Source organism: Bacillus sp. JJ1773, from assembly GCF_036962035.1.
GTDB lineage: Bacteria > Bacillota > Bacilli > Bacillales > Cytobacillaceae > Cytobacillus.
In genome coordinates this window covers 1-13,654 of sequence record NZ_JBALNX010000045.1, presented here as the reverse complement: position 1 = coordinate 13,654, position 13,654 = coordinate 1, and the positions used below count along the sequence as shown (strand labels likewise).

The 13,654-nt window shown below is 38.5% G+C and carries 13 protein-coding genes and 1 pseudogene; 5 read left to right on the top strand and 9 right to left on the bottom strand.

The window, feature by feature from the left end; translation table 11 throughout:
- Positions 1 to 188 precede the first annotated feature (188 nt).
- Positions 189 to 1,184, top strand: a complete 996-nt coding sequence (locus tag V7127_RS13485; protein ID WP_335345865.1) for an NAD(P)/FAD-dependent oxidoreductase — start codon at positions 189 to 191, stop codon at positions 1,182 to 1,184.
- 37 nt (positions 1,185 to 1,221) lie between these two features.
- On the opposite strand, the gene V7127_RS13480 is transcribed toward V7127_RS13485, so the two are convergent.
- Positions 1,222 to 1,584: a HesB/IscA family protein gene (locus V7127_RS13480; protein ID WP_335345864.1), complete on the bottom strand. Its 363-nt coding sequence runs from the start codon at positions 1,582 to 1,584 to the stop codon at positions 1,222 to 1,224.
- A 269-nt stretch (positions 1,585 to 1,853) separates the two neighbouring features.
- Between V7127_RS13480 and V7127_RS13475 the strand changes: the two genes are divergently transcribed.
- Positions 1,854 to 2,552 carry a DUF2225 domain-containing protein gene (locus V7127_RS13475; protein WP_335345863.1) on the top strand — a complete coding sequence of 233 codons (699 nt, stop codon included), beginning with the start codon at positions 1,854 to 1,856 and terminating at the stop codon, positions 2,550 to 2,552.
- A 99-nt stretch (positions 2,553 to 2,651) separates the two neighbouring features.
- On the opposite strand, the gene V7127_RS13470 is transcribed toward V7127_RS13475, so the two are convergent.
- Positions 2,652 to 2,891, bottom strand: a complete 240-nt coding sequence (locus tag V7127_RS13470) for a YuzB family protein (protein WP_335345862.1) — start codon at positions 2,889 to 2,891, stop codon at positions 2,652 to 2,654.
- Between the two features lie 370 nt (positions 2,892 to 3,261).
- Here V7127_RS13470 and V7127_RS13465 point away from each other — a divergent pair, with 370 nt between their 5' ends.
- Positions 3,262 to 4,329: an NAD(P)/FAD-dependent oxidoreductase gene (locus tag V7127_RS13465; protein ID WP_335486804.1), complete on the top strand. Its 1,068-nt coding sequence runs from the start codon at positions 3,262 to 3,264 to the stop codon at positions 4,327 to 4,329.
- A gap of 57 nt (positions 4,330 to 4,386) precedes the next feature.
- On the opposite strand, the gene V7127_RS13460 is transcribed toward V7127_RS13465, so the two are convergent.
- Complete coding sequence (locus V7127_RS13460; protein ID WP_335345861.1) at positions 4,387 to 4,710, bottom strand: YuzD family protein; 324 nt, start codon at positions 4,708 to 4,710, stop codon at positions 4,387 to 4,389.
- A 165-nt stretch (positions 4,711 to 4,875) separates the two neighbouring features.
- Between V7127_RS13460 and V7127_RS13455 the strand changes: the two are divergent.
- Positions 4,876 to 5,106 (top strand): annotated as a pseudogene (locus V7127_RS13455) (NifU family protein); the annotation flags it as partial.
- A 47-nt stretch (positions 5,107 to 5,153) separates the two neighbouring features.
- Here the strand turns inward: V7127_RS13455 and thrB are convergent.
- The 4 genes from thrB to yutH all read right to left on the bottom strand — a co-directional run bounded on the left by thrB (position 5,154) and on the right by yutH (position 9,969).
- Positions 5,154 to 6,080 (bottom strand): homoserine kinase, encoded by a 927-nt coding sequence (gene thrB, locus V7127_RS13450; protein ID WP_335486799.1) that lies wholly within the window; start codon positions 6,078 to 6,080, stop codon positions 5,154 to 5,156.
- Positions 6,077 to 7,141: a threonine synthase gene (gene thrC / locus V7127_RS13445; RefSeq protein WP_335486796.1), complete on the bottom strand. Its 1,065-nt coding sequence runs from the start codon at positions 7,139 to 7,141 to the stop codon at positions 6,077 to 6,079. The genes thrB and thrC overlap by 4 nt, the downstream gene beginning before the upstream one ends.
- Positions 7,138 to 8,442, bottom strand: coding sequence for a homoserine dehydrogenase (locus tag V7127_RS13440; RefSeq protein WP_335486793.1), 1,305 nt, complete (start codon positions 8,440 to 8,442; stop codon positions 7,138 to 7,140). The genes thrC and V7127_RS13440 overlap by 4 nt, the downstream gene beginning before the upstream one ends.
- A gap of 522 nt (positions 8,443 to 8,964) precedes the next feature.
- On the bottom strand, positions 8,965 to 9,969 hold the full coding sequence (gene yutH / locus V7127_RS13435) for a spore coat putative kinase YutH (protein WP_335486790.1): 1,005 nt from the start codon (positions 9,967 to 9,969) through the stop codon (positions 8,965 to 8,967).
- A gap of 208 nt (positions 9,970 to 10,177) precedes the next feature.
- On the opposite strand from yutH, the gene V7127_RS13430 reads away from it, so the two are divergent.
- Positions 10,178 to 10,678 (top strand): phosphatidylglycerophosphatase A family protein, encoded by a 501-nt coding sequence (locus V7127_RS13430; RefSeq protein WP_335486787.1) that lies wholly within the window; start codon positions 10,178 to 10,180, stop codon positions 10,676 to 10,678.
- Positions 10,679 to 10,791: 113 nt separating this feature from the next.
- Here the strand turns inward: V7127_RS13430 and V7127_RS13425 are convergent, their stop codons facing one another.
- Both V7127_RS13425 and V7127_RS13420 read right to left on the bottom strand, forming a co-directional pair.
- Positions 10,792 to 11,496: a WbqC family protein gene (locus V7127_RS13425; RefSeq protein ID WP_335486783.1), complete on the bottom strand. Its 705-nt coding sequence runs from the start codon at positions 11,494 to 11,496 to the stop codon at positions 10,792 to 10,794.
- Positions 11,497 to 11,539: 43 nt separating this feature from the next.
- The gene (locus V7127_RS13420) at positions 11,540 to 13,375 is read right to left on the bottom strand and encodes a polysaccharide biosynthesis protein (RefSeq protein ID WP_335486780.1); all 1,836 of its coding nucleotides are present in this window, start codon (positions 13,373 to 13,375) and stop codon (positions 11,540 to 11,542) included.
- Between the last annotated feature and the right edge of the window lie 279 nt (positions 13,376 to 13,654).

Genomic DNA, 13,654 nt, shown 5'->3' with positions numbered 1-13,654 from the left:
TTTTTTATATGGATTTCAAGCCTAAAAATAGAAGGGAAAAATATTCACGAAATTCAGATCATAACAAAAACAGAAAAAATGATTAAATGTTTCGTCTATTCGTAATATTTCTAACCAGGAGTGAGGTTTGGAAAAAAATATGTTATTATATACTTTAAATTGCACTATTATAGTTGGGGGGTTATGTAGTGAAAGAAGATCCAAAAGTGTATGATATAACGATTATTGGGGGAGGTCCTGCTGGTTTATTTACTGCTTTCTACGGCGGAATGAGGCAGGCTTCTGTTAAAATTATAGAAAGCTTGCCACAGCTTGGCGGCCAATTATCAGCCCTATATCCAGAGAAATACATATATGATGTAGCAGGTTTTCCAAAAGTCCGCGCTCAAGAATTAATTAATAATTTGAAAGAGCAAATGGCTAAATTCGAACCGGCAACTGCACTTGAACAATCTGTAGAGAAGCTTGAGAAGCAAGAAGACGGCATTTTTAAGCTAACAACGAATAGAGAAATACATTATACGAAAACAGTTATTATAACGGCAGGAAACGGTGCCTTCCAACCTCGACGCCTTGAATTAGAAAGTGCTGCACAATATGAAGGGAAAAACCTTCACTATTTTATTGACGACCTCAATCAATTTGCTGGTCAAAAGGTTGTTGTATTTGGCGGAGGGGACTCTGCTGTTGACTGGGCGCTTATGCTAGAGCCGATTGCTGAAAAGGTCACAATCGTTCACCGCAGGGATAAATTCCGTGCCCATGAGCATAGTGTTGAAAATCTTCACAATTCTAAAGTTAATATAAAAACACCATTTGTCCCAACAGAATTAATCGGCAAGGACAAAGGCATAAGCCAAGTAGTGCTAGAAGGTGCAGATGATAAGACAAAGGAAACGATCGATGTAGACGCAGTCATCTGTAACTACGGATTCGTTTCTTCCCTTGGTCCAATTAAAGAATGGGGTCTTAACATAGAGAAGAACTCGATCGTGGTCAATTCCAAAATGGAAACAAATATTCCAGGCATTTATGCAGCAGGAGATATTTGTACGTATGAAGGGAAAGTAAAGTTAATCGCATGCGGATTTGGTGAAGCACCTACTGCGGTCAACAATGCAAAGGCATATATTGATCCTAAAGCTAAAATACAGCCAATGCATAGCAGCTCTATGTTTGACTAATTAATCTAAGGGTGCCTTAAGGGGCACCCCCATTTGATTAACATTCCTCTGGTGTACCTGCCGCAGTGGCGGTTCTGAAGGAAGACCCGCATCCGCATGAGGCGATCGCATTCGGGTTATCAATCGTGAACCCGCCGCCCATCATCGATTGTTTATAATCAATTTTCGTTCCATTCAGGATCGGTGCGTCCTCTTTGCTAACAACAATTTTAATCCCATGCTGTTCGAATTGACTATCATTTTCTTCTACTTCATGGGCAAAACCCATTCCATAAGATAATCCGCTGCATCCCCCACCTTTTACAGAAACTCTTAATAAGGCATTTTCCTCTTCATTAGCCTTCATCATATCTTTAATTTGCGAAGCGGCAGCATCTGTCAAAATAACAACATCACTCACTTATCTTCACTCCTTTAATTCATTTATTATTGTCAATCGTTAATTTAAACTTAATCACGGTATTAACTATGAAAACTATCCTCTTTCTATAATAGTATATACACTACAGTTCGTGACCTCAACTAATCAGTTTCAAACAAATTAATGACATTTGATGAACAGAAAGAGATGAATTAGTGCTTTTATCATGGAATAAAGTATAATTTTAGTTATAATGGTATATATAACTTACAGCAAAACTAAACCAAATTTCCTAGGAGGCGATCACAATGACAGAAATTGAACCCATCTTTGACAAAAAGTGCGAATGCAGAATGTGCAAAAAATCGTTTACTAGTAAAAAGCTGCGTTCCAGGTTTATAAAGGTAAAGAACTATGACACTGATTTCCGCCCTAACTATACCTCCGAGGAAGCCAATCCGATTCTTTATCACGTTGAAGTTTGCCCTCATTGCGGATTTTCTTCAACTAGCGATTTTTCTCCCTATTTTCCACCCGGAGCTGTTGAAGTCATACAAGCTCAGGTTTGCGATCAATGGAATCCCCATGATTTTGGACAAAAGCGTACATTAAGTGATGCCATCAAAACATATAAATTAGCCGTCTATTGCGGCCTGCTGAAGAAAGAGAAGCATATCACAATTGCAGGTATGTATATGAGGTTAGCATGGATCTATCGAAGCCTGGAAAATGAGGAACAGGAGCAAAGATTTTTGAAGCTGGCAACAAAATCGTATGTAGATTCTTATATGGCAGATGATTTTAGGGGTACACAAGTATCTGAAGTGAAGCTTATGTATTTAATAGGCGAGCTTTCTAGGCGAACGCATCGAAATGACCAAGCTGTTAAATTCTTTTCAAAGGTGATTGAACAGCAAAATCGGTCAATCGAATCTGGTATTATCGAAATGGCTAGAGAAAGATGGTATGAAATGCGTGACAGCCAGAAGACTGCTAAGCAAGCTTAAGAAAAGGGTGATAAGAAGAAATGCCAGCCTTGTCGTAACAATTTGAAGCTTGTTATGATGAACGGCAAATCCTTTTTATCACCCTATTTTTTAGTTATATTAAAACATAGGATTTTCCTCTAAATATTGATAGATATTTTGAACTAGTTCATCAGGAGTTTCCCCTGTAACTACCTCGCCATTTACGAGAGCAAATAAAGCAGATGCACATTTTCCGCAATAGCCTAAACATCCATATTCAATAACATCGAGGTCATAATCCTTCTCTAATATTTCAAGCGCCTTTTGAGATCCGCTTGCCAAATTGCTGACACAAAACTCTATGATGGGCTTTATCACTACGATCACCTCAGCCTGAAGCTATCAATCCGAATACTTCATATTTAAACATAAACCCTTTTTCATGCTACCTTTTTTCAGCTATTTCTGCAATGATTTTCACTTTTATTATGTTAACCGTTATATACGCACTTGTTCTTGAAGGTTTTTGTCTCGAAAAAAACGTTCAGTGGATAAATGAGCAGCAATTCATAATAAAAAAGGGACAAATATAAAACTTTACTAATACAACATATGCCTAGTATTGTCAAGCTGCATTCCTGTTAAGGTTGTGATTTTATGACAATTTAGTTATACTTTCTATGGGATAAGCATTTTACATATACTATTTCAGCAAAGCTTTTTAGAACGGACATAAAGGGGATACAATATGAAAAGTCTTGTAATACTTGGCGGTGGCTATGGCGGGATGAGAGCAATTGAACGTCTTCTTCCCAATCAGCTGCTAGACGATGTTTCCATTACTTTAATCGATCGAGTACCTTATCATTGTTTGAAAACAGAATATTACGCATTAGCTGCTGGGACAATCTCTGATCAGCATGTAAGGGTGGCCTACCCTGAACACCCAAGACTCGATGTGAAATTTGGCGAAATCACTGGCATTGATCTTAGTAACAAAAAGGTTAACTTGCTTGAGGGCACATCGGTTCATTATGATGATTTAATTATCGGTTTAGGCTGTGAGGATAAATATCATAATGTGCCTGGTGCAGATGAATTCACTTTAAGCATTCAAACCATTGAAAAATCTCGTGCAACCTACCAAGCTTTAAATAACTTAACTCCAGGGTCTGTTGTTGGAATTGTTGGTGCTGGATTGAGCGGGGTTGAAATTGCATCAGAACTGCATGAAAGCCGTTCGGATTTAAACATTAAATTATTTGACAGAGGGAGCCACATCCTTTCTGCCTTTCCTGAAAGATTAAGCATGTATGTTGAAAACTGGTTTAACAGCCATGGCATAGAGATTGTCAGTCATTCTAATATTACACGTGTAGAAAAAAATGTTCTTTTTAATCATGATGAGCCCGTTCCATGTGATGCAATTGTATGGACTGCCGGCATTCAGCCTAATAAGGTCGTTCGTGATTTGGATGTTGAGAAGGATCCACAAGGGCGTGTTGTTCTTACTAAGCATCATAACCTTCCTGGGGATGAACATGTGTATGTTGTTGGGGATTGCGCAAGCCTTCCACATGCACCAAGTGCCCAGCTGGCTGAAGGACAGGCCGAGCAGATTGTGCAAATCCTATTGAAACGTTGGAAAGGTGAAGAACTTCCTGAATCACTGCCAACGATAAAGCTAAAAGGTGTACTTGGCTCCCTTGGCAGTAAGCACGGATTTGGAGTCGTAGCTGATCGTGCCATTACAGGCCGAGTAGCTCGACTTCTTAAATCAGGAATTCTTTGGATGTATAAATTTCACCGGGGCTAAGAAAAGCAGAAGCGCCATTAAAAATGAGCATCTCCTTTTAGGAAATGCTCATTTTTTCTACTCTGCTTTATATCCGTATTTCTCCATCACTGAATAAACGGTTTTCAGCTTTGGATTGCCTTCCCCCACTACTTCATCTTCAATTAAGACGACCGGATAAAACATATCCTCTTCAATCACCCTTTGAGCAAACTCCTGTTTCTCGGCTTCTTCGGGTGGATTGTGGATATCCACATACGTAATTTTGAAAGGCTGATCTGGATACTTTCGGCCAAGTGCAGCCTGAAGCCACTCATATGTTTCCTTTGAGGAAGGAAGGTTTACACAGCTTGGACATAATACCTCCGCTCCATAAACAGTTAATTCCACTTGTCTTTGCATTCCCTTTTCCCCCTTAAAATGAATCTTATATTCATTTTACATGATTATGACGGTAGAAACCTTAGTAATTTTTCATTTGAGCGGAAATCCATTTCTTTAAATAGATTTTTCCCCTCATAATGATTATAATAAATATAAAGAAAGGAGTAGATTTAAATGGCTGAACAAACAACAATGCTTGAGCAAGTTCAAGAAGTATTAGATAAATTGCGCCCATTCCTTCTACGCGATGGAGGAGACTGCGAACTAGTTGATGTAGAGGATGGAATTGTGAAACTGCGCTTACTTGGCGCATGCGGTACTTGCCCAAGTTCAACAATCACACTAAAAGCAGGTATTGAACGTGCTTTATTAGAAGAAGTACCTGGTGTTGTAGAGGTTGAACAAGTATTCTGATGCTTAATACGGTCAAAAGCGATGTCTCGTCTGACATCGCTTTTTTTTTAATTACATAGAAGACTGTTTCGTGATTCAGTATAGACCTGACTGCCAACCTGATCAATTTTCAAGCTGCGGCAATCCATTTCTGGAAACAGCTTGGATAATCCTTCTGCCACAGCTTTTCCTTCGCCTTCTTCAGCCAAGCATAGCACAGTTGGACCCGCACCGCTCAAAGCTACCCCAAATGCGCCAAGATCAATTGCTTTTTCCTCAATAATGGCCATATGAGGAACTAGCTCTTTTCGATAAGGATGATGGTATAAATCTGCCTTCATCATTTTTCCAGCAAGCTCAAAGTTGCTGCTAAATAGAGCGGCAATAAGAACATTTCCGATGGCACCCGCTTGTACAGCTTCACTATAGGAAAGGCTGCTAGGTAAAACACCTCGGGATTCCTTCGTTAAAAGTTCTTCTTTCGGCACAACGGCAATTACATCAAGTGCTAAATGGCTAAAGACTTCAGCGCTTACTTCTTCGCCTCTTTGACAGCCGACAACTAGTCCCCCTAAGAGGGAGGCGCCGACATTGTCAGGATGCCCTTCGATTCTAGAAGCCAATTCCAATTTCTCCTGATCTGATAAGTGAAGTTTGCAGAGTGCATCCGCTAATTCAATTCCTGCTACAATAGCTGCGGCACTGGAACCTAGCCCTCTTGCAAGCGGAATATCACTTTTTACGCTAATCTTACAGCCAGGCAGTTTTTGATTATACTTTTCTGCTGTTTTCATAGCAATTTGGATTATATAATTCGTTTCATCTTTTGGAAAAACATTTAAGTGCTCTGATATTGGGACAATCTCCCATTGATCTGCTCTTTCAACCTCTAGAGTTAAATATACATTCAGGGCAAGGCCAATCGAATCAAATCCTGGGCCTAAATTTGCAGAGCTTCCCGGGACTTTAATGATGAGCATTTCACCTTCGCTCATACATGGACAACTCCTCTAATATGTTCAGCCACCGCAACTTCATCATTAGGAAGCACAATTGGCTTAATAGGGCTGCATTCGATCGCCACATTCGGATCCTTTAGGCCATTTCCAGTAAGAATGGCAACCACTCTAGAATGCTGCGGAATTTCTCCATTTCGCAGTTGTTTATAAATTCCAGCTAAAGAGGCACATGAGGCCGGTTCAGCGAAAATTCCTTCTGTAGAAGCGAGCTTTCTGTACATATAGAGAATTTCTTCATCACTTACTTCGTCTATTTTCCCATTCGATTCCTCTAATGCTGCATTAGCTAAATCCCAGCTTGCAGGATTGCCGATCCGAATCGCAGTAGCAACGGTTTCAGGATTTTCAAATACTTTATTATGAACGATTGCAGCAGCACCTTCTGCTTCAAATCCATGCATTTTTGGCAGCCCTGTTTGCTTTGCTTCATTGTATTCCTTAAAGCCCTTCCAGTAAGCACTTATGTTGCCTGCATTGCCGACAGGGAGTGCAAGAATATCAGGCGCTTCGCCGCCAAGCTGATCACAAATTTCAAACGCACCTGTTTTTTGGCCTTCAAGGCGGTATGGGTTCACAGAGTTTACTAGAGTAATAGGTTCTGTTTCACTGATTTTTCTAACCATTGCCAATGCTTGGTCGAAGTTTCCTTCAATTGAGATAATTTCTGCTCCATACATAACAGCTTGTGCAAGCTTGCCCATCGCAATTTTCCCCTCTGGAATAACAACAATGCAACTAAGGCCAGCTCGTGCCGCATAAGCTGCTGCAGCTGCCGATGTATTCCCTGTGGATGCACAAATGACGGTTTCACTGCCCTCTTCCTTCGCTTTCGCTACAGCCATAACCATTCCACGGTCTTTAAACGAGCCAGTCGGGTTTGTTCCTTCCGTTTTCACGTAAAGGTCAATTCCCCATTCATCAGAGAGCTTATCAAGTCTAATTAATGGTGTATTACCTTCATTCAAAGTTAGTAATGGTGTGTTTTCGTTAATCGGTAAATATTCTTTATAGGCTTTTAGTAATCCTTCCCATCTCATACACTTGCGCTCCCCTCAACTCGATACGAGCTTTCGATAGTTTTAACAGCTTGTAAGTCTCTTAATTTAACTAAAATATCCTGATAATCTTGTAATGAAGCCTGGTGGGTAACCAATACGATCTCCGCAAGCTCTTTATTTTTCAGTGGCAATTGAAGAATTTTTTCAAAGCTGACATGATGTTCAGAGAAAATGGAAGTAATATTCGCAAAGACTCCTACTTCATCTCTTACATGCAAGCGTAAGAAATATTTCGAGAAGATTTCATTTGCATCCTTCAACTGCTTTTCAAATTGTGGAGTAATAGCGCTTTTTCCAGTTACACCTAACCGCATATTTTTCATAACTGCAACTAAATCTGACACTACGGCTGTTGCAGTTGGCAAGCTTCCAGCTCCTGGTCCATAAAACATCGTTTCGCCCACAGCTTCTCCGTGAACGTAAACAGCATTGAATTCATCATGAACAGATGCAAGTGGATGTGTGTCAGCTAATAAAGTCGGCTGAACACTGACTGCCACTTTATCCCCATCTCTTTCGGCCATCCCGATCAGCTTCATCGTATAGCCAAGCTGGCGGCCATATTGCAGGTCTTCCTCTGTGATGCGAGAAATCCCCTCAGCCTTCACATCATCTAAATCTATTTCCATGGAAAAACCCAGCGTTGCTAGTATAGCCATTTTTCTTGCAGCATCTAGTCCCTCAACATCAGAGGTCGGATCAGCCTCAGCATAGCCTAATTCCTGAGCTTCCTTTAGAACATCCGCGTAGGCACTGCCATTCTTGCTCATCTTTGTTAATATAAAGTTCGTTGTTCCGTTCACAATCCCCATCATTTTCGTAATTCTATCTGAAGCCAAACCATCTACAAGGCTTCTTAAAATTGGGATCCCGCCGCCAACACTCGCCTCGTAAAATAGATCACAGTCATGTTCTGATGCAACTTTCAAAAGCTCTGAACCATGTACAGCCATTAAATCCTTGTTAGCCGTTACGACATGCTTTCGATTTTTCAAAGCCTTCATGATGTAATTTTTCGTATCACCGATACCGCCCATTACTTCAATAATGACATCAATTTCAGGGTCATTGATAATATCTTCCGGATCTGTCGTTAACTTGTCTGCAGCTATTTCCACTGTTCTTGCTTTATTTAAATCCTTTACAAGGATCTTCTTCACTTTTACAGGACAGCCTATTTGATGCATAAGCTTATCCTGATGATTTTCAATAATGGTGACAACACCAGAACCAACCGTTCCTAATCCTAATAAACCAATCGAGATTGCTTTCACTTTCATTCCCCTCCCAAGTTGTTCGTTCTATATGTACATTTGTATTTGTATAGTAGACATTATAGAGTGAAATATCCTTTTTTACAATAGTTATTTTCAGACTAATATGTATGTAATCGCTTACTACTGCGGATTTATAGAAATTATTTATAAAAAAAAGCGACATGAATAAAGTCGCTTCGAAAATTGGCATTGGGACTGTCCAGAAAGTCAGTTATCTTGACTTTTGGGCAGATCTGATTTAATGGAAATCCAAGCTAAAATGTCCGTTAAATCCTTGAAGACGGACAGCTTTACGGAATTTTCGGCTGAGTTGTCCGTCATAACCTCGTTAACGGACAACTTTACGGAATTTAGGCTGAGATGTCCGTCATTGCCACGTAGACGGACAACTTTACAGAAATTTAGGCTGAGATGTCCGTCATTGTCACGTTAACGGACAACTTTACAGAAATTTAGGCTGAGATGTCCGTCACAAGGGCAATGACGGACGCTATTGCTAATAACTGATGATCCCTTCTTGTCCCATTACTTTTTCAGCCATCCGATGATGGGAATTCTAAACTTTTGTACAGGCACTTCTGCAAAGTCATAGAAGCCCCCTAAAAAGCGCTCGTGCTCATTGGATTGCTGAAGAAACTTTTGCAGTCTTTCCTCCGATACTTTTTTCTCCTGCTCTGAGGATGCTCCATAATATGTTTCAATGCAATAAAAATAATGAAGCGGAAATAACAGTCGGGCAAAAAATAGCCTCCACGAGAAAGAGGTTAATGGGACAATGCTTTGGTAATCCCTCATAAATTGCCGGAGCTCTGGCTCGTACGTTTTTATATTGCGGAAATATTTCTCTCTCGTCCATTCAGCTAGATCTCTTGAGGAATGATCAAAAACCCAATCAAATGGATTTTTTATATAATAAGTATGGTTCCATGTTTTTGCCGTGAATCGTATATGGCAAATCGTCCCGCTATCAATTGCACCTGGGTTATCATCAATTTCTGTGTCCACCAAATATTGAATGGCATTTTCAGCAATTCCCCTATAATAAGGAAATGATTCCAAAAACATCTTGTCAAATTCATGTTCTGGCTGTTGAAAGAGCATCTCATTCCATACTTTTTCCATTTGATCCAATCTAGTTTCCCATATTTGCTTCCACTGGCCAATCCTGCTAACCTTCTTTACGGGAAACTGAACTGTTCTGCCCCTAAAGTGAAACTTCGCAAGCTTTCTGCCGCTTCGCTGCAACTTTCTGTTTTGTACTTGCTTGTTCATAAGGACACAATATCTTCCATTCTCCCATTCACTAAATTGCTTTCCTTCCTTTGTCTTTAAAAAAGTACTGCAATATTTTTCACCAGTTTTAACTAGATGGTCTGTAAGCATATTTAATTCACTAAGCTCGTCTTCCTCCATTCCCCCGATCGGGACAAGAATATAAATTTCTTCCTGCTTCCTGTATGCTTGATACTTCCCTATCCTTACTTCATCGTCCGCCTGCAGCCCGTATTGCGTTTTAAGAAGCTTTAACATTTCATACCTCCTTATTAGGTAATGAATCCCTTTAACGAAAATATATGTAGGGCAACAGCAAAACTTGTGCTTTTCTTGTATAAGTATCTGCAGGCAGGAAAAGCTGAGGAAGATGTCCAACCTTCGTCTTCCATAATAGAGAACGATGGAATAATTTCTATAAATAGGTTATATATATATTGAAACTAACAGGAAAAAGGTGGAGCCGATGAATGAAGAAAAACGTGTAGATTTGATTGAGCAAACAGCGCGCAAATGGCTGCAGGAACGAGGAGTATCCATACAAGATATTGCGAAATTAGTCTTTTTCCTCCAAGAAAAGTATCATCCAGATTTACAAATGTCAGTTTGCATTGAAAATGTGGAACGTGTCCTCTCCAAAAGGGAAGTCCAAAACGCAGTCTTAACTGGCATCCAGCTCGATATGCTTGCTGAAAAGAAACAGCTATTAGAACCGCTTCAGCATGTGGTCGAAATTGATGAAGGTCTGTATGGGGTGGACGAGGTATTGGCTTTATCCATTGTGAATGTATATGGATCGATTGGATTTACAAACTTTGGCTATATCGATAAACTAAAGCCCGGCATATTAAAAGACCTCAATGATAAATCGTCAGGGAAAGTTCATACCTTTCTAGACGATATTGTTGGAGCGATTGCAGCGGCTGCGTCAAGCCGGTTGGCGCATAGGGCGAATGGGACGAAATAAACTAAACTAGGGATGGAGAAAAAAGCTCTCCATCCGTTTTTATTAAATGTCCTTATTAAATGCTATGTTATATCGATTATTGCCTATTTCAAATGTAATCTAAATGCCTTCTCCTACTCTGCAAAACAATTCTCATCAAAATGATCTAAGGCATCCTTCCATCCGACATTTGCAATAAGATCAATTATTGATAAATAAGGGATAAACTCACTACTTCCTAGCTGGGGATAGGGTTTTGGTAAATAATTTTGGTATAACACTTGAATATCGCTATTTTTAAAAAGAGTCTCTTCTTCAATATACTCTTTTGCTGCAGCTGCACTTAAATAAGTATCTGCCCCAAGATATTTACAAATTTCTAACGAGTATTTTGACTTCTTACCAGTAACAGGAAGATCACTACTTCTTACTATCTCTGTAGAAACATTAAGTTTATTACAAATTTTCTTAACAATGGAGATATTCGTTTCGCATAATAGATTACTTTTCCCTTCTAAAACTTCCGAAATTTCTTGCAATATTTCTCTTCCAAAGGGGTGTTTCTGATATGCGTGGAACAAAGTTTTCTTATGATAATTTCTCCAATGCTGCTGATCGTCAATAGCTATCTTAGAAAGTGTTAAGCTTTTTACATTTTTCGTCTTGACTGGTATTGTCAAATATTTTTCCTTTCCAAGAAGTAAAATCTTATTTCGTTGCTGCCAAGACCTTTTGGCAAATTGAACATCATCTAGAAAAACAAATACATCCGAAGACTTAATTAAATTAAAGTACCCAATCCATGGCAAGTAAGTAGGCTGCATAATCGCAATTCTCACAAAAGCCCTCCTTAATTTACCTTTTGTAAATTAACAAGACAAATCAAATGATTTTTTGACTATTATTACCTTTTGATTTTGCTAGAGATAACAACTTATTTTTAATTTCCTCTTTTTGCATATTTTTATAATTGGTTATCAGCTGTTCAATCAGACTAATATCAACATGATTAGCTTTTCCAATATAGATGTTTGAATAAACTTGTTTGTCAATCATTTCATCTTTTGCTAGAAGCTCTTCAACCAGTTTTTCACCTGGACGTATCCCGGTAAAAATAATATTTATTTCGTCTAGTTTGTATCCAGATAATCGAATGACATTATGAACAAGATCAAGGATTCTTACCGGTTCACCCATATCAAGAATAAAAATTTCTCCACCTTTTGCTAACGCACCAGCTTGAATGACTAACCTAGCAGCTTCAGGAATAGTCATAAAGTAACGAACCATATCTGGATGTGTCACAGTTACTGGACCACCATTTTGTATTTGCCTGATAAATAAAGGAATAACACTTCCTCTGCTTCCCAAGACATTCCCAAACCTAACTGCTACAAACTTTGTCTGGCTTTTTTCATTTAGATTCTGAATGATCATTTCTGCCAGTCTTTTTGTAGCCCCCATTACCCCTGTAGGATTTACAGCTTTATCTGTTGAAATCATCACAAAATGACTCACCCTATGATGATGCGCAGCTTCGGCTAAATTTTTTGTTCCAATCACATTATTTTTCACAGCTTCCTTCGGGTTCCATTCCATAAGGTGGACGTGTTTGTGTGCAGCTGCATGATAAATGATATCTGGCCGATATTCTCCAATAACCTCAAATATTTTCTCGCGATCTTGAATATCAGCTATTTCTGCTACAATTAATAAGGCATCCCCGAATGTTTCTCTCATTTCCATATCAATATGATAAATACTGTTTTCTCCATGGCCTAATAGTATAATTTTTGCAGGTTTAAACTTTGCAATTTGCCTACAAATTTCCGAGCCAATTGAGCCACCTGCCCCAGTTACCAAAATAACTTTGCCGGTAATCGAATCAGAAATTCTTAAATCATCAAGGATAACAGGCTCCCTGCCTAAAAAATCATCAAATTGAATATCACGCACCTCATTAAAAGGCCTTTTACCTTCCACAATATCTTCAAGCATTGGCATTGTTTGCGTTTTTACATTAGTTTTTATACATATTTGTAGAATTTCATTTAGCTCCCGTTTCTTTAAGGATGGAATAGCAATGATGATGTGTTCAATTTTTAGCTTCTCTGCAACTGCTTCAATATTTTTCACTGTTCCAACAACCGGAACACCGTATATTTCAAGTTTTTGTTTATTCGGATTATCATCAATAAGGGCTACAGGATAAAATCTGAACGAACTATTTGTAATAAAGTGCCTTACTAACATTGTGCCAGCTGATCCTGCACCAATAATTAATGTTCTCTTCTTATTTGAATGATCTATTTCTAATCGATTGAGACATATTCTCCAAATGAGCCTTGCCCCGCAAATAAGCATCGAAAACAACAGCCAAAATAATAAAAGCATACGGAAACTGATTAACGCATTCACAGTTGTTTGAATAGCAAAAAAAGTAATCATGGATAATGTAATAACAAGAATTATTTGTGAAGCATCTTTTACACTTACATGCTCCCACGCTTTTCTGTGTAGCTTAAACCCGTATACTAAAAGGAAATAAATGAATGAAAAAATACCTACTGCTATAATTTCATCTATTTCCATTACTCTTAAGTGATAAAGAGGGATATTAGCTGCATCGTATATTAGCCAAGAGCTAAGGGTAAATGAAGAGATAATAATAAGAAGATCGAGTAGGATAAAAAATGAAAGGCGTTGCCTGTAAGACAATATTGTAGCCCTCCAATCGTAAAACTTTTTTCTTTTTTAAGTTAATATTTTAAACAAAAAAAAAACGACATTCTTTTTATTGAACTGATGAAGGAATTAGAATTACTTCTCTACTAAAGCATGACCCAGAAACCTATTTGTAATGGGGGATATTACCTAATTTAGAATATGACCTTATTTCTTATTTAAGAACATTTTTGTTCTTTTAAATGAAAATAATTTCTAAAAAGTCTACATTTTCAACCATTTTAAAAATTAACTTTTTATTTGTTATTTATT

What these genes read in the sequence shown, in the direction of transcription:
- V7127_RS13430 (WP_335486787.1), top strand. Translation starts at nt 10,178, where the DNA reads ATGAATGAAGAAAAACGTGTAGATTTGATTGAGCAAACAGCGCGCAAA.
- thrC (WP_335486796.1), bottom strand. Translation starts at nt 7,141, where the DNA reads ATGAGATGGGAAGGATTACTAAAAGCCTATAAAGAATATTTACCGATT.
- V7127_RS13460 (WP_335345861.1), bottom strand. Translation starts at nt 4,710, where the DNA reads ATGCAAAGACAAGTGGAATTAACTGTTTATGGAGCGGAGGTATTATGT.
- yutH (WP_335486790.1), bottom strand. Translation starts at nt 9,969, where the DNA reads ATGTTAAAGCTTCTTAAAACGCAATACGGGCTGCAGGCGGACGATGAA.
- V7127_RS13475 (WP_335345863.1), top strand. Translation starts at nt 1,854, where the DNA reads ATGACAGAAATTGAACCCATCTTTGACAAAAAGTGCGAATGCAGAATG.
- V7127_RS13440 (WP_335486793.1), bottom strand. Translation starts at nt 8,442, where the DNA reads ATGAAAGTGAAAGCAATCTCGATTGGTTTATTAGGATTAGGAACGGTT.
- thrB (WP_335486799.1), bottom strand. Translation starts at nt 6,080, where the DNA reads ATGAGCGAAGGTGAAATGCTCATCATTAAAGTCCCGGGAAGCTCTGCA.
- V7127_RS13465 (WP_335486804.1), top strand. Translation starts at nt 3,262, where the DNA reads ATGAAAAGTCTTGTAATACTTGGCGGTGGCTATGGCGGGATGAGAGCA.